This window comes from Paenibacillus sp. FSL K6-0276 (assembly GCF_037977235.1).
Lineage (GTDB): Bacteria > Bacillota > Bacilli > Paenibacillales > Paenibacillaceae > Paenibacillus_AQ.
In genome coordinates this window covers 5,582,544-5,603,490 of sequence record NZ_CP150276.1, presented here as the reverse complement: position 1 = coordinate 5,603,490, position 20,947 = coordinate 5,582,544, and the positions used below count along the sequence as shown (strand labels likewise).

16 protein-coding genes are annotated in these 20,947 nt (G+C 39.2%); 15 read left to right on the top strand and 1 reads right to left on the bottom strand.

What is annotated here, in order from left to right:
* Nucleotides 1–530: 530 nt before the first annotated feature.
* The 5 genes from MHH52_RS26505 to galU all read left to right on the top strand — a co-directional run bounded on the left by MHH52_RS26505 (nucleotide 531) and on the right by galU (nucleotide 7,882).
* Nucleotides 531–740 carry a hypothetical protein gene (locus tag MHH52_RS26505; protein ID WP_313639467.1) on the top strand — a complete coding sequence of 70 codons (210 nt, stop codon included), beginning with the start codon at nucleotides 531–533 and terminating at the stop codon, nucleotides 738–740.
* A gap of 152 nt (nucleotides 741–892) precedes the next feature.
* Complete coding sequence (locus MHH52_RS26500) at nucleotides 893–2,002, top strand: trypsin-like peptidase domain-containing protein (protein ID WP_340005293.1); 1,110 nt, start codon at nucleotides 893–895, stop codon at nucleotides 2,000–2,002.
* A 26-nt stretch (nucleotides 2,003–2,028) separates the two neighbouring features.
* The gene (locus tag MHH52_RS26495; protein ID WP_340005291.1) at nucleotides 2,029–3,942 is read left to right on the top strand and encodes a stalk domain-containing protein; all 1,914 of its coding nucleotides are present in this window, start codon (nucleotides 2,029–2,031) and stop codon (nucleotides 3,940–3,942) included.
* Nucleotides 3,943–4,156: 214 nt separating this feature from the next.
* Nucleotides 4,157–6,679, top strand: coding sequence for a U32 family peptidase (locus tag MHH52_RS26490; RefSeq protein ID WP_340005289.1), 2,523 nt, complete (start codon nucleotides 4,157–4,159; stop codon nucleotides 6,677–6,679).
* 315 nt (nucleotides 6,680–6,994) lie between these two features.
* Nucleotides 6,995–7,882, top strand: a complete 888-nt coding sequence (gene galU / locus MHH52_RS26485) for a UTP--glucose-1-phosphate uridylyltransferase GalU (RefSeq protein ID WP_340005287.1) — start codon at nucleotides 6,995–6,997, stop codon at nucleotides 7,880–7,882.
* Between the two features lie 73 nt (nucleotides 7,883–7,955).
* Here galU and MHH52_RS26480 read toward each other — a convergent pair whose 3' ends face one another.
* A complete protein-coding gene (locus MHH52_RS26480; protein WP_340005286.1) occupies nucleotides 7,956–10,733 on the bottom strand; it encodes an O-antigen ligase family protein in 2,778 nt (925 codons plus the stop codon).
* A 142-nt stretch (nucleotides 10,734–10,875) separates the two neighbouring features.
* On the opposite strand from MHH52_RS26480, the gene MHH52_RS26475 reads away from it, so the two are divergent.
* The 10 genes from MHH52_RS26475 to rfbB are packed head-to-tail and all read left to right on the top strand — an operon-like array spanning nucleotide 10,876 to nucleotide 20,879.
* Entirely contained in the window at nucleotides 10,876–11,679 is an 804-nt protein-coding gene (locus MHH52_RS26475; RefSeq protein ID WP_340005285.1) for an ABC transporter permease, read from the top strand.
* 19 nt (nucleotides 11,680–11,698) lie between these two features.
* Nucleotides 11,699–13,009, top strand: a complete 1,311-nt coding sequence (locus tag MHH52_RS26470) for an ABC transporter ATP-binding protein (RefSeq protein ID WP_340005284.1) — start codon at nucleotides 11,699–11,701, stop codon at nucleotides 13,007–13,009.
* A 15-nt stretch (nucleotides 13,010–13,024) separates the two neighbouring features.
* The gene (locus MHH52_RS26465) at nucleotides 13,025–14,623 is read left to right on the top strand and encodes a methyltransferase domain-containing protein (RefSeq protein WP_340005282.1); all 1,599 of its coding nucleotides are present in this window, start codon (nucleotides 13,025–13,027) and stop codon (nucleotides 14,621–14,623) included.
* Entirely contained in the window at nucleotides 14,620–15,531 is a 912-nt protein-coding gene (locus tag MHH52_RS26460) for a glycosyltransferase (protein ID WP_340005281.1), read from the top strand. The genes MHH52_RS26465 and MHH52_RS26460 overlap by 4 nt, the downstream gene beginning before the upstream one ends.
* A 14-nt stretch (nucleotides 15,532–15,545) precedes the next feature.
* The gene (locus MHH52_RS26455) at nucleotides 15,546–16,652 is read left to right on the top strand and encodes a glycosyltransferase (protein WP_340005280.1); all 1,107 of its coding nucleotides are present in this window, start codon (nucleotides 15,546–15,548) and stop codon (nucleotides 16,650–16,652) included.
* 12 nt (nucleotides 16,653–16,664) lie between these two features.
* Nucleotides 16,665–17,351, top strand: coding sequence for a hypothetical protein (locus tag MHH52_RS26450; RefSeq protein WP_340005279.1), 687 nt, complete (start codon nucleotides 16,665–16,667; stop codon nucleotides 17,349–17,351).
* A gap of 24 nt (nucleotides 17,352–17,375) precedes the next feature.
* On the top strand, nucleotides 17,376–18,515 hold the full coding sequence (locus MHH52_RS26445) for a DegT/DnrJ/EryC1/StrS family aminotransferase (RefSeq protein ID WP_340005278.1): 1,140 nt from the start codon (nucleotides 17,376–17,378) through the stop codon (nucleotides 18,513–18,515).
* Entirely contained in the window at nucleotides 18,512–19,255 is a 744-nt protein-coding gene (locus tag MHH52_RS26440; RefSeq protein ID WP_340005276.1) for a sugar phosphate nucleotidyltransferase, read from the top strand. The genes MHH52_RS26445 and MHH52_RS26440 overlap by 4 nt, the downstream gene beginning before the upstream one ends.
* Nucleotides 19,256–19,274: 19 nt before the next feature.
* A complete protein-coding gene (gene rfbC, locus MHH52_RS26435) occupies nucleotides 19,275–19,826 on the top strand; it encodes a dTDP-4-dehydrorhamnose 3,5-epimerase (protein ID WP_340005274.1) in 552 nt (183 codons plus the stop codon).
* A 30-nt stretch (nucleotides 19,827–19,856) separates the two neighbouring features.
* The gene (gene rfbB, locus MHH52_RS26430; RefSeq protein WP_340005272.1) at nucleotides 19,857–20,879 is read left to right on the top strand and encodes a dTDP-glucose 4,6-dehydratase; all 1,023 of its coding nucleotides are present in this window, start codon (nucleotides 19,857–19,859) and stop codon (nucleotides 20,877–20,879) included.
* The last annotated feature ends 68 nt before the right edge of the window (nucleotides 20,880–20,947 follow it).

Sequence of the window (20,947 nt, the reverse complement as noted above, 5' to 3'; positions counted from 1 at the left end):
TGTTCGAAAATCGTGCGAAAAAGATCTCTTGGACATCTGGACTGAAGTGAGTTTTCTAGCAAAAGTTATACGACTCCTATAAAAGGACTAAATAATAGACGAGATAGGCATATGTAAGGCATGTCCGTCGTAAGATTTAATGAGGAGCATACTGTTGCTGTAGGTATGCTTAATGGTTCCTTGAAAAATAAATAACTAGTTATACATTTAGCTCTATCAAACGCTTGAGTTACTAGATTGGGGAAAACCTCCCTATTTATCGGGGGAATTCATTCATAACAAGGGTATTCTCATGTTTTTTACGGAGGAAATCCCTAATAGCAGCAAATTGAACCGATGATCGAAACAGCACACGTCAATAAACAAAATCATCAATTCATACGATTTTGCAGGGAAAAAATATATTTTTTACGACAAATACATAATTTTTCTACAAAACCTATTGCATCGCCCAAATGGTAGCGATAACATAGAAGAGGATATGGGCAATACTGGATCTCGCTTGACAACATTTTTGAGGAGGTAAGGTAATGCTACTTGCAGAAGTTGCCGCGCAAGGACCGTCTAAATTTCATACCTTTGATGTTTTCATGATTTTATTCACCATCCTAATCTTGGTCGGAGTCGTTCGGTTACTGAGGGCTCCCCAGAAGAACAAGTTCGCCATTGGTTTCGGAGCAGTTAGTTTGCTGGTCTTTGTGATCTCTGACTATGCCATGGTGATGCATTGGTTGAGTTAACGAAAGAACTAAATTGAACAGCTTTGCACCAAAAGACTCCTTTAACGCCGTGGGCGCATTGAAGGCGTCTTTTTTCAAATTATATAATGTAAAATTTATCCATGGGCAGAGAGAGGGTCTGGTGAAGGTTGATGAGGATTGGGGAGAAGCTGGTGAAGAAAGGACTGGGCCTACTGCTATTCGGTGTGCTGCTGTCAGGAGTATGGAGTGAGTCGGTTTTTGCGTTTGGCAGTACGCCTAAAATGGTTAGCGCGGTGACGACAACCCAGAGAAACAAAATTAAAAATTCAACAGCGGCAGAAGACGCCGTACCAGGGATTATTAAGAGTCTCACCCCCTCCGTGGTGGGCATTATTGGCAAAGACGATAGTGGCGGGAACAGTGGACCGGATGATCGGTACAATCTGACGCATGGTTCTGGCATTATTGTGAAATCGAACGGATGGATTGTAACCAATGCACATGTCATCAAGGACCTGCAAAATGCATTAGTGGTGACTTCGGACTCCAAAACCTACAGCATTAAAGAAACGTATCTGGATGAAGTAAGTGATCTGGCCCTGATTAAAATCAATGCCACCTCGCTTAAACCTGCAAAGTTTATTCTATCGACCGGCAAAACAGTAGTTGGTGAGAAAGTGATCGCCATCGGAACACCGATTAGTTTTTCTCTAAGGAATTCAGCAACGGTAGGGGTCATAAGTGGCCTTAACCGTGAGGTAGATGCGGCTTATCGCCTTATTCAAAGTGACACAGCCATTAATCCCGGAAATAGCGGGGGGCCGCTAGTGAATATGAAGGGTGAGGTGCTCGGACTAAACAGCCTGAAATACTCAGCGGTGGGTGTGGAGAATATAGGTTTCTCAATTCCGGCAGATACCGTGCAGTACATTATGAATCAGCTTTTTAAGTTCGGTGAAGTAAAACACCCGAGTCTAGGGCTAGAACTAGAGCCGAGTTGGTCTACGATTGTAGGATTGCCAACGTTGGATCCACTGACCGTAACCAAGGTGGTTTCTGCTGAAGCGCTCAAGGCAGGTATTGCCGAAGATGATGTACTGTACAGCATTGACGGCCACCGTGTGGTCTCATTAGTCGATATAAATGAATTGTTCAAAAGCTATTCTCCAGGTAGGACGGTACGACTGGTTATGCAAAGTGATGGGGATATCGTCATCCGCAAGCTCGTGCTCACTCAGGGGGATCCCCTGCTAAGTAAAGAGGGTTCAGGATCTGATGGGGACGAGCACACGGAAGAGTGACAGGAAACTCGAGAGGGGGACGGGATATGGGTTTTAAAGTTTTAAAACAAGGATTGTACGGTATGCTGGCCTTATTACTGCTATTTTCTATATTACCCATTCAAACAACACTGGCAGCAGAAGCAGACAAGCTACAGCTGAGTCTTAAAGTTGGCAGTACTTCAGCTACGGTGAATGGGAAGAAGGTGGCTATTGAGCGGCCTTTTATGGAGAACGGAACAGTTATGGTACCGCTCGGGGTTTTTAAAAAGACATTTGGTAGCATGGTCTCCTTAGAGGGAAATGACGTAGTGAAAGTAACGTACGGCTCTCACATAGGGCTGATGACGATTGGTAGTACTATCGCTTGGGAAAATGGGGTCAAAGTTAAGCTCACCTCATCGCCTGAGATGGTTTCAGGTGTGCTGATGGTGCCTCTGCGTTTTGTGGCGAGTGTACTGGGTGCAACCCTCTCTCGAGGTAACGGCGGTGAGCTAATAATTACCCTAGTTTCTGCAGACAATGAAGGAGACGTGCCAGTGGGTACTGGCATTGACAGCGATGTTGGTAAAACCCGAATTGGGAACAGCTATTTTCAATGGACACTGAATTATCCGTCTGGGCTGATTGCTGGAAATAGCGGTGGAGATGAGAGTGTGGCTACTTTTTCTAGTGCGGATAATCTTTATTATTTGGAGATCCATGTAAGTGATCAGGCGGTTTCGGTGGATGCAGATGGACTTTTAGAACAACTAGTTCGGGAAGTCGAGGAAGGCAATGAGCTGATTTTAGATCGGGAGTCGTTCCCCAAAGCCTCTGTACCCTATGCACGGTTGGTCAGTAAAGATTCCAGTGGAGCGCTCTGGGAAAGTAGACTGTTATATGCTGGTGGTAGACTTTACGAGATTTATTTGACCGATGAAAAAGCCACTCATTATAAAGACTTAGCCAAATATGCGGGTTTGCTGAGTTCTTTTCGACCTTCTTTTGACACCAAGGATAATAAAATCCGTGATCTCTCTACCGTAAAGGACGGCCTGCGTGAAGCCTACAATGAAGACTATGGCATTTCACTACAGGTTCCTGCCGCTTGGAGTAAGGATGACCAGCATTTTTATTATGAGAGTAAACAAGGAAGTCATCTGAGTGTGGCGGTCACGTCGGCACCTGCTGGTTCTACACTAGAGAGCTGGGCAGAAGACTTGAAGATGAAAACGCAAGAGAACTTTGTAGCGGACGCTTATGTCATTAAGGATAGCATGAAGTCTGAAATCTCCGGCGTACCTGCACAAATAAGTGAGACACAGTTAAATTTCGGCAACGGGTGGACGACAGAATATCAGGCGCTCGTGCTCAAGAATGGGTACCATTATTATTTTGAATATGTAACACCTGCTGAACAAGAAGACGATAAGGCCAAATTTAAAGCTATTATATCCTCTATTGATATTGATTTTGATCTGATGAAGGAGAACTTCGGGCGACTCGCTAGCGATGATTATAAGACGCTCAAGAATAAAACAGTAACCAAAGTATCCAAAAGATATGGCTATGCCATCGACATTCCGCGTTTATGGACGCCTTATCAGGATGTATTCGAGACACAGTCGGTAGAATATTGGTTCATCGGAGGACGTTTCCAGATCAATTCGAAACCCGAGGGTTCAGTGGATTATGCAGTTAATGTACTCAAAGAATATTATCAGAATAAAAATAATGATCCAAAAGGTCCTCGCATTGAAAGTATAGTGGAATCTACCATGGCAGGTGTTCCTGCCACGATCATTACTGTGCATCAAATCAAGAATGGTGTTCCTCAGCGCAGCAAGCAAGTTGTTTTTGGCAAAAATGAGGTGATCTACATGATTACTCTTACGCTGAATGATGCCAATGCTACTGCAGAACAGCAAGTTGTGCTGGATAAAACGCTGCAATCGTTTCGATTTACGGGGAATGAGTAGTTTAGAGTTGTGTGGAGTGTATGGAGTTCATGACTAACTAATAGTAGAGTGTAATTCAATCTGACGAGAACGTCCTTGTTGCCAAATTGGCGTGGGGCGTTCTTTCTTTATATAAATGTTGGTAAACACATGGCGCTGAGATGTGATATTTGATACAATTATCAAGTTAATCAACTAGAAATGACCCGCCAATTGGCGGTTTAGGAGGATATAAATGAAAGAGCAACAAATACGCAGAGAAGACGTGGAGCTGTTGGCACCTGCGGGTGATTGGGACTGCATGCGTGCGGCGGTAGCGAACGGAGCGGATGCTATCTTTTTTGGCGTAGAGAAGTTTAATGCACGGGCGAGAGCGAACAACTTTCGCATGGACGAGCTGCCGGAAATTATGGCGTTTTTGCATAGTTATGGTGTGAAGGGCTTTCTGACCTTTAATATACTTGTGTTTGAAAATGAATTGTCTGATGCAAAAGAACTGATTGACGCTTGTGTAGATGCTGGCGTGGATGCGGTGATTGTACAGGATTTAGGTTTGGTCAAAATGATCCGCGAAATTTCACCGGATTTCCCGATTCATGGTTCGACGCAAATGACGATTACTTCACCGGAAGCGGTCGAGTTTACTAAGCCTTTCGATTTGGAACGTGTGGTATTAGGTCGTGAGAACAATCTAAAGCAAATTAAGACGATTGGGGAGCAGGCTCGCCTGCCGATGGAAGTATTCGTGCACGGAGCTCTGTGTGTCTCTTATTCGGGACAATGCCTGACTTCGGAAATGTGGGGCGGACGTTCCGCAAACCGCGGAGAATGCGCTCAAGCTTGCCGCCTGCCTTATGATCTGATGGTGGATGGAGAAGTTAAACCGATGGGTGATGTGACTTATTTGCTCTCCCCTAAGGATTTGGCAGCTATTGATCTTATGCCTGAGCTGATCGAGGCGGGCGTAACTTCTTTCAAAATCGAAGGTCGCCTCAAGAGCCCAGAATACGTTGCGAATGTGGTTAGTAAGTACCGTAAGGCAATTGATCGGTATTTTGATGGCGATCTGTCCAAACCATCGAAGGAAGAAGTTCGTGAACTGCAACAAAGCTTCTCCCGCGGGTTCACGCATGGTTTCTTAGACGGAACGAACAATAAAAAGCTGGTAGACGGGACTTTCCCGAAAAGCCGTGGTGTATATCTCGGAACAGTTGAACAAATTCTTCGTGATGGCGTGGTCTGCCGCATTCATGCACCGCTTAAGCGGGGAGACGGAATCGTATTTGATGCAGGGGATCCAACGAAAAAAGAAGAAGGTGGACGCGTATACGATCTTCGTCGTAAAGGCGTGAAGCTCGAAGGCGAAGCCGGAGAAGGCTGGATCATCGACATCGTAGCGGGTCGTAATGATGTGGACCTTCGTCGTCTAAATGTCGGTGACCGCATTTGGAAGACGAATGACCCTGCGCTAGATAAGGCGCTGCGTCAGACTTATGAAACCGAGAAGCCGTACCGTGTATTCCCGGTACATGTGCGAATACAGGGCTGCGTCGGCGAGAAACTGACCACTTGGTGGACGGATGTTCAGAAGAACGTTACCGTCCGTGTGGACTCGGAGCTCGCGCTGGAAACAGCGCAAAAGCGTCCGATGGATGCCGCGCTGCTGGAAGAACAATTCGGCCGCCTGGGCGGAACCGTGTTCCAGCTTGACGCGCTAGAGTCGCATCTGCAAGGCGACGTGATCGTCCCTATGCGCGAGCTGAACAGCATCCGCCGCCAAGCGGTGGAGCTGCTTGCGGGCGAGCGCCCGAAACCGCCCGTTTACGTGAAACGGGCGATCGAGGTCTACGGCGACGCTACCCGCAGGGGCGTCGCTCCACAGCGCGCTGGTGAAGCGGAGCTCACCGCGCTGTGCCGCAGCCTGCCGCAGGTGCAGGCTGCGCTCGAGGCCGGCGTGAGAAACATCTACGCCGACTTCGAGTTTATCAAGCAGTTCCCGGCAGCGGTAGATGCGGTACGGGCTGCAGGGGCCAGCATCGCGCTGGCCACGCCGCGCATTCATATGCCGGGCGAGAACGGCTACCACGCCAATATCCTGCGTCTGCAGCCTGATGCCGTGTTGGTGCGCAACACCGGCGCGCTGTATTATTATCTGCGCCGCCGCCAGGAGCAACCGGATGCTGTGCATCCTCGTCTGATCGGCGATTTCTCACTGAATATCGCCAATCATAAGGCAGTGGACCTGTTCCTTGAGGCAGGCTGTGATATTGTTACACCGTCCTATGATCTAAATATCCAACAGATGGTCGATCTGCTTGAACACAGCGATACTTCTCGTATGGAGATCGTAATCCATCAGCATTTGCCGATGTTCCACACAGAGCACTGCGTATACTGTACCTTTATGAGTGAAGGCACAGACTTTACGAACTGTGGGCGCCCTTGTGAAGAACACCGTGCTTCTCTGCAAGACCGTATTGGAATGTCTCATCCGGTTCGTGTGGATGAAGGCTGCCGTAATACCGTTTATAACGCAGTAGAGCAGTCCGGTGCAGAGTATTTGAACAATTTCCGTGATCTAGGAGTATCCTCGTATCGGGTAGAGTTCCTGGAAGAGACACCAGAGCAAGTGGTTGAGGTAATTAGTTTATACAGTCGCGCACTTCGTGGAGAAATCTCTGGTACGCAGGTATGGAAGAGCCTGAAGGCTACCAACCAGCTGGGGGTTACACGGGGACAATTGGTTAATGCGAAGTAAAATGGTTAAAGAAATTGGGCTAGGTGACTACCAGAGGGTACTCTGGTGTTGCTTGGCCCTTTTTTATAGATACCATCTCGTCCTCTTCGTAATTTGCATATACTAGATAATATATAGGTGAGAGTTAGCACAGAGTTTAATCTTGTGAAAGAATTATTATAATTCTTCCCTCTCTGATTTGATTGGAATTGATATACAAATATAACAAACACTCTGACATTAGTCTGCTATAACTGCTATAATTGAAGCAAATATGCCATTTTACTATACAGAGTATTTAAGATGGAAGAGTAACTGACAGAAGGAGTTAATGTTATGAAGATCCGTAAAGCCATTATCCCCGCTGCAGGGCTTGGTACCCGTTTTTTGCCTGCAACTAAAGCAATGCCTAAAGAAATGCTACCGATTGTAGATAAACCGACGATCCAATACATTGTTGAAGAAGCGGTTGCTTCCGGAATTGAGGATATTATTATCGTGACGGGGAAAGGAAAACGTGCGATTGAAGACCACTTTGATAATTCTTTTGAACTGGAATTTAACTTAGCTGAGAAGCAGAAGTGGGAACTTCTTGAATCCGTTCGTAAATCTTCCGAAATGGCTGATATCCATTACATTCGCCAAAAAGAACCAAGAGGTCTTGGACATGCAATTTGGTGTGCACGTAAATTCATTGGAAATGAGCCGTTTGCTGTTCTGCTAGGTGATGATATTGTTGAAGCAAACAAACCATGTCTCAAACAAATGATAGATGTGTATGATGAATATAAATCTTCCGTTGTTGGTGTACAGCCTGTCCCATGGGAAGAAGTGTCACGGTATGGCGTTGTAGATGCTTCGCCTTTGGCAGAGCGGGTGTATAAGGCCAACCGCCTTGTAGAGAAGCCGAAGAGAGAAGATGCTCCTTCCAACCTGGCTATCCTGGGACGGTATATCCTGACTCCGCGTATCTTTGATATGCTTGGCGAACAACAGGTGGGCGTAGGTGGAGAAATTCAGCTTACGGATGCCATCTCCCGCTTAAGTGAAGTGGAGCGGATTATTGCTTATGACTTTGAAGGCAAGCGCCATGATGTGGGTGAGAAGATGGGCTTCATCCAGACCACTATACATTATGCACTTCAGCATGAAGAGTTAAAGGATGATTTACTTCGTTATATGAAAGAGCTTGTAGATAGTGAAGTTGCCAAGGCAGGGCTTTAAGGAGAACTTATATCATCGAAAAATAGCACGCTACTGTAATCACAGTGGCGTGCTATTTTCATTTCTTTCTTTTTTAAAACTGTGAATTAGCGATTGTCTCGATCTGTGCTGCTTCCGCAGGATCTGCTGCGATCAACTTATCATAGATAGGTTGATCCTCATTGTTTGTTTTCTTCAGTGCAGCAAGATACCAGCGGGCAATTTCGCGATTCGTCGTATTTGTATAATCGTCGCTCAGACCAAGCTTCAAAGTTCCGATAGCATTTTGTAACTGTCCAGACATCAACTGAATTCTGCCCGCATTCAGAGCAATACTTGGTGTGACGGTTAGCGATTGTCCCTTTTGCTCTTCTGCTGGAAGAGTCTTCAGATAATTAAGGTCGCCAACCACTTGGTTATAAGCTTGAAGCCCAATCTTGAGATTAAGCAGTTTACTTGCATCATCTTGCCCGGCACGAGCTTGTTCTGTCAGCTCGTAAGAACGGCTGATGAGCGCATCATACCAGTTCATATCCCAGAGTGTTCCGCTGTTAATGATATCTGCGTAACTTTCATTAAAGCCAAGCTTCAAGGTTGCAGCAGCATCTTCAGCCTGCCCAGAGATTTGCTGCATTTTGGCGACGTTTAGTGCAATCGTTGGTGTAACCGAGAAAGGACGTCCTTGCATTTGTTCAGGTGGAAGAGTCTTCAAGTGCTCTATACCAGCAATGACATGTTCATAAGCTTCAAGCTCAGTTTTGAAATATTCCTGTTTCTTAGCCTCATCCTTTTGTACAAAAGCTTGTTGCCCTAGCAAGAAAGAACGGCTAATGAGTGTGTCGTACCACTCTATATCCCAGTTGAACTTATCGGCATTGTCACGGTAAACACCGTAAGCAAGATCACTTTGGCCTTTTAAGTCATAATAGCTTACTAATTGAGCTAGAATATTTTTATTGTATGGCTCATCTTTTAGTGCGCGAGTCAGTGCACTATAAGCCTCATTTAGAAATTGCTCATCTTGATTCTGACTAAATACCTGTTGATCTAAAGAGGATAGGTACAAGACTGATTCTGGATGACCTGGACGTGTTTTTAAAGCCTCAGTTAATGGTTTCTTAATCTCTTCGTAAGAAGTACTGACCCCGATCAGATTTTTACCTTTTAGGGCTGCATTACTGGAGCCTATATAGCTAATCGACAGGAATAACAGGAACACGGTACCGACCGTGAGTACAGCGAAATATCCAACCCGTACCCCGGTTTTATTCCAACTTTTACGTAGTTGTTTGCTATCCATGACAACTGCCATGCCCGCCAGTCCGAGGAAGACGAGTATTCCCATAAAGGCATAACTCATATTGAAATCGATTAGGCTGTGCACAAGGATAGATAGAGCAATGATTAGATAAAAGAAACCATTCTCAAAATCATTTTTATCCCGTTTCACATACCCACGAATGTATTTATAGAAGATATACAAAATGAATCCCATAAATACGATGAAACCAAGGATCCCAACCTCAATCAAGTATTGTAAAAAGAAGTTATGCACTTGACGGCTAGTGTAAGGGTTGTTCTGATAATGCTCATATAGTGAGGACCATCCACCACCACCAGCACCAAGGATTGGATAGTCTTTAACTACCTTCAAGGCATCCTTATAAAAAGTAATCCGCTCGAGTACGCTATGTTGTTGGAAGTTGATGTTCTCGAGACGAGTCGCCATATTGCTAGGTAAGATATTTTTTGCGCTTGTGCCTATCAGCAGGAAAGCTACAATTCCGACAAGTGCAACAGAACCAAGTGGAATCCACAGACCTGTCAATTTACGTGACGACCAATTGCTGAGCTTCTCCTCCAGCCAAGGTGCGACAAAACGCTGAATGACCCAAGATAGCGCAGCCACAGCTAGTGAAGCTCCAAGCAGGTATCCCCAGCCTTTCAAAGCGCCAGAAGAAGTGAAATTCGTATTTAACTCTAATCCTAGGTTAGTCACTGGAGTCGTGATGAGCAACGAAGCAATGCCAGCAACACCAAGATGTAGAATCCAGAGAATTTGCTGTGCTGGTTTCAAGAACAACAGAAGTAATATAAATACGACAGGTAGCAATACTAGACCACCGCGAGACAATGTTAATAAGATCGATACAATGATGGGAACTAACATAAAGCTGTGTGTCAACGTTCCATACCATTTCTTAGAGCGAATAAGTGCGAATATTGCTACAAACAAAAAGGCCATCAAGAAGGCAGCGTAGGTATTTGCGTATTGAAAGATCGAAGTCAGTCGAAGTCCATTAGAGTCCGTCATAACTGCATCTAAATAAATGCCATTTCGAACCGTGTTTGAAAACCATCCTACTAGAACTCCTGCTAGTTTGCTGCTACCTAGCCAATTTAGGAGTCCAAAACCAACTATGAAATAAGTAATTGCTAATATAGCATTTTGAATGACAACATTTACTTGCTTTTGCTTCAAGAGATAAAAGGCTATAATGAAGACTGCAACATACATGCTCTGAATAAACAACATATTCATCGCCATATAATGCGAAACTGCGACAAACAATGATAGAGCATAAGTCAGAGGCAGTAATATTGAAGCTGAAGCTACTAAGTCCCTCTGTTCATCTAATTTGAACTTTTTGTAGTATAAGCCAATGCAGACTAGCAGCAAAAGGCCACTTACTAGAGCAGACACATATATGGGCTTCTCGAAGTCTATCTGCTGTCCGTTAAATAATCCCACTTGAAATGGGGCCCAACATAAAAATAAAATAAATGCTACAACCAAAGCCCATATCGGACTTGCTATCTTTTCAACATTTCTCGACTGAGCGGCGTTTTTACCGTATACTGGTTTCGACACGTTATAATCTCCTTTTCCTGTAGGTACGACAATATTTTAGCATATGTAAGGTTGTCTAACTACTTTTTATCATTAATTTCATTATCATTAATAATAATAAATGCATTACAAATATATAAGATTCTACTAAGGAGATACACAAATGAGGAAAGAACCGTACATGAAAAGGATAAAAGATATATGTTCATTAACTAAAAGTTTGGCCATCAATGATTTTAAATCAAAATATGCAGGTTCATATTTTGGGTTATTATGGGCATTGCTAATGCCGTTAGTTACTATAATGGTTTATTGGTTTGTTTTTGAAAAGGGTTTGAAGGTTAGCGCTTCAGCTGATTTGAATGCACCTTTCGTTTTATGGTTTGTATCAGGTATTATACCTTGGTTCTACTTTTCTGAGGCATTAACAACAGCGACGCATAGCTTTTTAGAATATAATTATTTAGTTAAAAAGGTTGTTTTTAAAATAGAATTATTACCATTAGTTAAGATATTCTCAGCATTTTTAGTGCATCTATTTTTTATTGTAATCTTATTCTCTTTCTTTATTAGTTATGGTTATCCAATCAGTTTTTTTGCAGTTCAAATTGTATATTACACCATATGTAATATACTTCTCATTTCTAGTATATCTTGGTTAACTGCTGCGATAACTCCATTTTTCAAAGATTTCTCTTACGTATTGTCTATCATTTTGCAGTTCGGGATGTGGTTAACACCAATTCTTTGGTCTGTAGATGTTTTATCCCCGCATATGATTTTTTTATTTAAATTGAATCCATTTTATTATATTGTAGAAGGTTTTCGAGATTCTATGATTAATAAAATTTGGTTTTATGAGAAATACAAATTAACACTTTACTTTGCTTTTGTAGTAATGGTTAATTTTGCTATATCGATTAAAGTATTTAGAAAACTTAAACCACATCTCTCTGATGTGCTTTGATAATGAAGGTGGTTTGGAAATGGGAAATATAGCGATTAGCGCTCAAAACGTCAGCAAGACTTATAAACTATATAAATCTCCTATGGATAGGCTGAAAGAGTCTTTGTTTTATCGAAAAAAGACATTGCATTCTGAACACCATGCTCTTCAGAACCTTAATTTCACTATAGAAAAGGGAGATATTGTAGGTATTATTGGTGAGAATGGATCTGGTAAATCAACTTTACTTAAAATTATAACTGGAGTATTGACGCCTTCTAGTGGTGTCTCAGAAGTGAATGGTAAGGTGGCCGCGCTTTTGGAACTAGGTGCCGGATTTAACTTTGAATATACAGGTATTGAAAATATCTATTTGAACGGTTTGATGATGGGGTTTAAAAGAGAAGAAATAACAGAGAGACTGGATCAGATCCTTGCATTTGCAGAACTTGGAGAGTATATTTATCAGCCAGTTAAAACATATAGTAGTGGTATGTTTGCTAGATTAGCTTTTTCTGTTGCCATCAATGTACAACCTGATATATTAATAGTCGATGAGGCCTTGAGTGTAGGAGACATGTATTTTCAGGCGAAATGCATAACAAAAATGAAAGAATTATTTCTTCAAGGAGTTACAGTTCTATACGTAAGTCACGACTTGAATTCTGTAAAATCTTTGTGTCAAAAGGCTATATATTTAAAAAATGGAACACTTGAAGCCTACGGAGAAGCTGAAAAAGTAGTGGATATCTATGCTAAATTTGTTAGAGATCAAATGAACAATAACACGAAAGGGAGAATAAACTCGGAAGATAAACTTTACAATCTCGATGAAGTTTCTCTCAACGATAACCTTGTCTTCAAAGAAAATTCTGAGTTCATGGAGAAAGTGGAATATTTCAGACAGGGAACTCGTGATGCAATATTGACAGAACTTGAAGTGCTTGACTACAACAATAGTCCAGTTTTAACAGCTGATTTCAATGATAAAATTAAAATTAGAATGCACGTAAAATTTTATAAAAAATGTCAAATATCTGTTGGTTATCATATTAGAGATAAACAAAATATTGAATATTTAGGTAGTAATACCTTAATTGAGGATATTGGCGAAATATCAGGTGAGGCGGGCCAGAAGTTAATCGTTGAATTTAGAACAAGGTTACCTTTAGTAGAAGGTATGTATAATTTTTCTACTGTTCTATCTACTTCAACAATAAAAAATAGAACATCGATATTTGTAGACTATACAGAGAATTCATATATATTTGAAATGCGCGAAAGAGATCCATATAAGATTTGGAACAAGCTTTATATACCAAATGAGATAGAAATAAACAGGGTTAACTAGGAGGTGATATTTGGTATGATCCCATTTCATCAGTTTCAACGATACAAGATGATAGAAATTATTTTTGAATTGTTAGGTTTAAAAGAACTTGAACATACTATTTTAGAAGTAGGAGCAAATGAACATAAGAATCTGGAGAAATTTATTAAAAATAAAAAGATAAAATATTTAGATTTACTACTACCTCCGGAATTATTAAATGATCCATCTTTTATAGAGGGAGATGCAACTAATCTTTATTTTGAAAATGATCAATTTGATTTCGTCATTGGGTTGGATGTTCTTGAGCATATTCCTGCGGAAAAGAGAGATGATTTTTTATCTGAAATAGAAAGAGTTTCTAAGTATGGATTTATCATTTCAGCGCCATTCACAAATAATGGAATTGAAGATGTAGAAAAAAGGTTAGGTGCAGTTTTCAACTATTTATATAATGATGAAATACTATGGAGTAAGGAACATCAAGAAAATGGTTTGCCTGATTTTCAATTGATTAAAGATAAAATGAATGAATTTATCGGGGGATGGAATCATTTTAATCATGCTTCAATTTTTCTGTTTGAGAAATTCATGCAAATGGAATTTAAGACGGGAATACATCCTGATATATATGATTACTGGGAAACGGTTAATAGCTTTTACAATGAAAAATTATTTTATAAAGATTTTAACGACGAAGAATCAATTCGTACATTTATTATCTATGGAAAAAATGGATTTGAGAATAGTATTACTAACTTGCCTTCGCTTTTGAAAGACATTAGTACAGAAATGACTACAGAAGAGTATAGAATGATATCACATCATGAAAATATTATTAATTTCATGTCTACTCATAAAATAAGTGGAGATAACATCAAACATAGAGAAGTGATTACTGATGGTAATAATTCATACATCCAAATATACTGGGATAATGGCCAGGGGTACAGTGAAACTAAAAGTGAATCTTTTAAAGTAGAGAAGTCACAGAAAGTATTTCAAATAGATTTCGACCTTCCTATCCTGTCAAATAGAATTAGAATAGACCCTTCCCCCAATAGATGTGTTGTTGAAGTTTTAGACATAGTTCTAATAAATCAAGATAATTCAAAAAATAAAGATTATAAACTGAGTTCAAATGCTTTTTCTACAAAGGGTAATGAACTTATGTTTCTTGAAAATGACCCTCAAATAGTTATTGAAGCTAGGCAGGGAACTTATATTAAACGAGTTTCATGCATTCTTAAGTATACTACCCCTGTTTTAGATATCTCTGAGGATTTGATTTCTGGATTACAAGCAAATAGTGATTGGGAATTTACGAAACGAAAGTATTTGAGATTAATAAATAAACTATGGATAAGAAATCAAAGTCTAAAAAGAAAAATAAAAAATATAAAAATAGCAAATGAAGATCTGACAGTGGAAAATACAGAAATGCAAGAAAGGTTTAATGTTGAGTTTACAAGAAGAGATGAGGTCCTTAAAATATCGGAATTGAATAATTTGGAAATCTTGAATTACAAAAGGGATTTGGAAAAAGAAATTGAAGCTATCAAGAATAGAAAGGCTTATAAGTTAATAACTAGATTAGATCGAATCATATGTAAAATAAGGAGAAAAAATAAATGAACGATGCAATTACGAAATGTAGCATTCTATTGGTAACGTACAACCACGAGAATTATATAATTCAAGCGATAGAAAGTATTTTAGAGCAAAAAACAACCTTCGGTTTTGAAATTGTAGTAGCAGATGACTGCTCGAATGATAATACACTGAGTATAATTCAGCAATATGCTCAAGAATATCCTGGGAAGTTTAGAATATTAGAAAAAGAGAGTAATCTGGGAATAACGCTAAACTATAAGAGAGGGTTTGCTGCTTGTAAGGGAGAGTACATAGCAATTCTTGAAGGTGATGACTTTTGGACGGATCCCCTAAAAATACAAAAGCATGTTGATTTTTTAGAATCTAACAAAGCCTGTGTTATGACTTTTAATCAATTTGTTGTACATGACATGAAGAAAAAAAGATATAATGTGCAACCTTGGAATTGGGATCGCAGTTTTCAATTGATTACAGTCTCCGAACTTGTATTGGATAATTTCATAGGTAATTTTTCTACCTGCGTTTATAAGGCTCAGTATTTGAAACAACTCGATAATTCTTTGTATGAGTTGACAGTTTATGATTGGATGACGAATATAATGGTAGCTCAGCATGGTTTAATAGCCTATCTACCGGAAGTGATGTCTGTTTATCGCTTACATCCCAACGGAACTTGGAGTCAAAAAAAAGAATTAGAAAAATTAAAAGATACTATTAACCTAATAGATCAATATGATAAATATCTGGACGGTTTATATCATGAAGAGTTCAATGCTCATAAAACAAAACTTCAAGCAAGAATTGCTGTTATAGACGGACCTTTGGTTATTACCAGCAAGGAGAGTGTTAAGCAAAAAGTGAAGAAATACCTACCCCCATTTGCAATTTACTTATTAAAAGGAATAATACCTCCAAAATTCTATAAATAGAGCAGGTGCTATAATTGAAACGTACTAATCCGAAAGTTTCTATAATAATTCCGTCCTATAATCATTCAAAATTTATTGGAGAAGCTATAGATAGTATTTTGAGCCAAACGTATAGCGATTTTGAATTATTAATCATTGATGATGCATCACCTGACAATTCTGTTGAAGTAATTAAAAAATATAATGATCCAAGAATCAGATTTTATGGTTTCGAAAAGAATCAAGGGGCAGTTGATACACTTAATTATGGAATAATTAACTCATCATCAGACTACATTGCCTTACTTAACTCAGATGATTATTGGGAAATAGATAAGTTAGAGAAACAAGTGCTTTATTTACAAGAACATAATGAAGTGGATTGTGTTTTTTCAGACGCTAATTTTATTGATGAAACAGGAAAAGTGTTATCAAAAACAGATTATTTTTGGGCCGATGCATTTACTCAGATTAATAAGTCTTCTGGACATTGGTTAAACCAACTATTCTTTAAGCTGAATTGCTTTTGTCATCCTTCGATGCTTATTAAAAAAGGGGTTTATAACGAAGTTGGATTGTATAATCCAAGTTTAAGACAATTGCCGGATTTTTCAATGTGGATAAATGTTATAAAAAAATTCAATATACATGTGATGGAAGAAAAGTTAGTTAACTTTAGAATATTATCAAATGAAATGAATACTAGTTCAGTTACTTACGAAAATAGAATTAGAAATAAAAATGAGCTCTTTGTTATTATGAGCAGTTTCTTTGATGAAATGAAAGATGAAGATTTTGTTGAAGGTTTTCTGGATGGGAGGGGCTCTGTATATACCAAAGAAGAAATTGAATGTGAAAAAGCTTTTGCATATTTGAAAGAAATATCCCCTGATATAAAACCTATCTACGTTCTAATTGGTTTGCGAAAACTTAGTGAACTTCTAAATAGTGAAAACACAAGAGATGTTTTAAGAGAAAAGTATGGTTTTAGTGCGAATGATTATTTTAAATATACTGGTAAACTAGATATCATTGATGTGTTTGAAACTTCTTTTCATCAGGTAGTGGTGGAGAGTGCTAAAAGAAAAATTCAAAAGGATACAAATCTATATTCAACCATACGGAAATTCTTTAAAAAATAGGAGACGTTAAGCATGTCAAATGTATGGAAGGGATTACCGATTGTTGTTTATGGTACTGGAGGTTGTGCTAAGGAGATTAAGGCTTTAATAGATGAAATAAATGATTATTCGCATACAAATATATATCATTTAGTTGGTTTTGTGACTAATAATCCAAATGAAATCGGTAACTATATTGAAGATGTTGAGATTGTTACTTCTAATAATGATATTTTAAAATTTTGTGACAAATTCACAGTAATTGGTGTGGTAATAGGTCTTGCGGATCCAATTATTAAAAAGAAAATATTTCAAGAAATTATGGCTTTAAATAAACCAAATATAGTTTTTCCAAATTTAATCCATCCTCTTTCTAACCTGTCTAAAAGTTTTAATAATAGTATGGGGCTAGGGAATGTAATATGCTCAGGGGTGAATCTTACTGTTAATGTGAATCTGGGTAATTTTGTATTATTGAACCGATCCTGTAATATTGGTCACGATTCAACTATTGGGGATTTTTGTACGATTAATCCTGCGGCAGTTATCTCAGGTAATGTATCTATCGGTGAGTTATCATTAATCGGTGCGGGAGCTTGTGTTAGAGAAAAAACTAATATAGGTGATAAAAGTGTAGTTGGCTTAGGGGCGATTGTAATTAAGGATGTTGAATCTTCTACAATAGTTATTTCTAAAGCCGCAACAAAAATGTCTACATGATTTCTAAGTGGAGGGCAACTTATAATGAATGAATTAATCAAATTGGAAACACCAGTGAATGTAACGAAGACGTATATGCCTCCTTTCTCTGAGTTCACTGCAGAAATCGAACGACTATGGAATAATTCTTGGATTACGAATAATGGAGAGTTGCACCAGGAATTCGAAAAAAAACTAATTGATTTTTTATCAATTAAGAATGTTAGTCTTCTTGTAAACGGACATTTGGCTTTAGAGACAGCCATTAAGACTTTAGGGATCACTGGTGAAGTAATAACTACTCCATTTACATTCGCTTCAACTACTCATGCCATTGTCAATAATAATTTAAAACCAGTTTTCTGTGATATTGATTTAAGTGACTATAATATTGATTGTACAAAAATAGAGAGTCTAATTAATGAAAACACGAGTGCAATTATGCCGGTTCATGTTTTTGGAACTCCATGTAATGTAGAAGCAATTGAGAAGATTGCTCAGAAATACAATTTAAAAGTATTATATGATGCTGCACATGCATTTGGGGTTGAGATTAATGGTAACCCCATAAGCCAGTATGGAGATATTTCGATGTTTAGCCTGCATGCTACGAAACTCTTTCATTCAATTGAAGGTGGAGTATTAGTCTATAAAAATGACGAATATAAAAGAAAAATTGATCTTTATAAAAACTTTGGTATAAGCGGTCCTGAGACTGTTGAAATTGTGGGGTATAATGCAAAAATGAATGAGTTTCAAGCTGCAATGGGACTTGTGAATTTAAACCATGTTCAGGATAATATAAAAAAGAGAAAATTGATAACAGAAAGATATGTAAACTTGCTTGAGGAGATTCCAGGGATAAGTCTTCTCGATTACAAAAAATCTAATATAGTTTATAACTACTCTTATTTTCCTATCGTAATTGATAAGGAAAAGTACGGTGTATCTAGAGATACTCTATTTGATATTCTTCGGGATAATAATATTTTCACTAGAAAATATTTTTACCCATTAGCAACTGATTATGATTGTTTTAAAAAGGAATATTCGAATATTGAATTACCGAATGCGAAGAAAATAAGTGATAATGTCCTAACACTACCTATATATCCTGAATTAAGTTATGAGATTGTTGATTTGATATGTAAGAATATAGATATAATTCACAGGAGGTCTTTATGAAAGGCATAATTCTTGCAGGTGGTACTGGTTCTCGTCTATTTCCCTTAACTAAAGTTACTAATAAACACTTGCTTCCAGTAGGTAAATATCCAATGATATTTCATTCAGTATATAAGTTAAAAAAAGCTGGAATAAATGATATCCTCATTGTAACTGGTAAAGAGCATATGGGGGATGTAGTTAACTTATTGGGTAGTGGCCGTGAAATGGACGTGTGCTTTACATATAAAGTACAAGACGAAGCAGGTGGAATTGCACAAGCTTTAGATTTAGCTGAACAATTTGTAGGCAATGATCAAATGGTTGTCATACTTGGAGATAATGTTTTTGAAGATGATATTACTCAATACACACAAAATTTTGTTGCTCAAAAACAAGGGGCTAAAATATTGATTCAAGAAGTATCTGATCCTAAAAGATTTGGTGTTCCAGAGCTTCATAACGGGCGAATTGTTTCGATTGAAGAGAAACCGGCTGAACCAAAATCGAATTATGCAGTAACCGGTATTTATATGTTTGATAGTAATGTATTTGAAATTGTTAAAACCTTAAAGCCATCTGCACGTGGTGAATTAGAGATCACAGATGTAAATAATGCATATATTGTAAGAGATGAGTTAACTTATGATATTTTGCAAGGTTGGTGGACAGATGCAGGTACACATGTATCCTTAGCTAAAGCGAATGAATTAGCACAATCAGTTGTGTTTGGAAATGAGTTTGGAAAGCTGAAATTATAATAGTGAAGGAGGAGAGGGTATGAAGGTAATTCCTCTTCAACTCGTTGGTGCAAATTTAATAGAGCCTGTGGTTCATGGTGATAACCGCGGTTTTTTCATGGAAAGCTACAACGAAGAAATAATGCATAAGATCGGTATTACCTACAATTTCATTCAAGATAACCAATCCCTCTCCGCAGAGGTTGGAGTACTGCGTGGTTTACACTACCAATTGAATCCCAAAGCTCAAACTAAACTGATTCGCGTTCTGTCCGGAGTCATTTACGATGTAATCGTCGATATACGTCGTAATTCGCCTACATTTGGTCAATGGGTCGGAGTAATTCTTAGCGAATATAACAAACGCCAACTGCTTGTGCCTAAAGGCTTCGCACATGGCTTCTGTACAGTGGTTCCTAACACCCAAGTATTATATAAGGTGGATGAATACTATTCCCCTGAGAATGATCGTGGCATATTATGGAATGATCCTGCACTGGGTATTAATTGGCCGACTTCTAGTCCAATATTATCGGATAAAGATCAGTATCACCCAGAACTAAAGGACGCGGAGCTAAACTTCGAAATATAAACATCTCATTGAATAAAAGGTGGGCTATAAATGAAATTGCTAGTTACCGGCGGAGCCGGATTTATCGGCAGCAACTTTGTATTATATATGCTGCAACAATATCCTGATTATAAGATCGTTAACGTAGATGCGTTGACGTATGCAGGCAATCTGGAGAATTTGAAAACGATTGAGAATCATCCTAACTACACTTTTGCCAAGGCCGATATTACAGACGTACAGGAAATGGAAGCTTTGTTTAGCCAAGGTGTTGATGTAGTTGTGAATTTTGCTGCTGAATCGCATGTGGATCGGAGTATTTTGGAGCCGGAAGTTTTTGTGAAAACGAATGTGCTCGGAACACAGGTGCTTTTGGATGCTGCCAAAAAATATAGTGTCACTAAGTTCGTTCAGGTATCTACGGATGAGGTATACGGATCACTTGGAGCGACCGGGTTGTTTACCGAGGAAACTCCGTTGACTCCTAACAGTCCTTATTCGGCAAGCAAAGCAGGTGGAGATCTACTTGTACGTGCATACCATGAGACGTTCGGACTGCCAGTGAATATCACCCGCTGTTCAAATAATTACGGCCCGTACCAATTCCCGGAAAAACTAATTCCGCTTATGATCTCTCGCGCACTTGCTGATCAAGCATTGCCTGTTTATGGCGATGGGATGAATATCCGTGACTGGTTGTATGTTGAGGATCACTGCAGCGCGATTGATTTGGTTATTCATGAGGGCGTGAATGGTGAAGTCTACAACATTGGTGGCAATAATGAGCGTACGAATGTGCATATTGTAAACACGGTATTGCAGGAACTTGGCAAACCCGATTCTCTAATTACTTATGTTCAAGACCGTCCTGGTCATGATCGCCGCTATGGTATAGATCCAACTAAGATTATGAACGAACTGGGTTGGAAGCCGAAACATACTTTTGAAACAGGTATTAAAGAAACCATCCAATGGTATCTCAATAACCGTGAATGGTGGTCTCGCATTCAATCTGGGGAATACCAGAAGTATGCTGAACTGCAATATGGCACTCGCTTGGGTGATTCATTGTAAGTTTGCTACTGCTAGTAACCAAAGAAGGAAGGATTTTCGCACAGATGCCGTAATCTCTATATAGAATC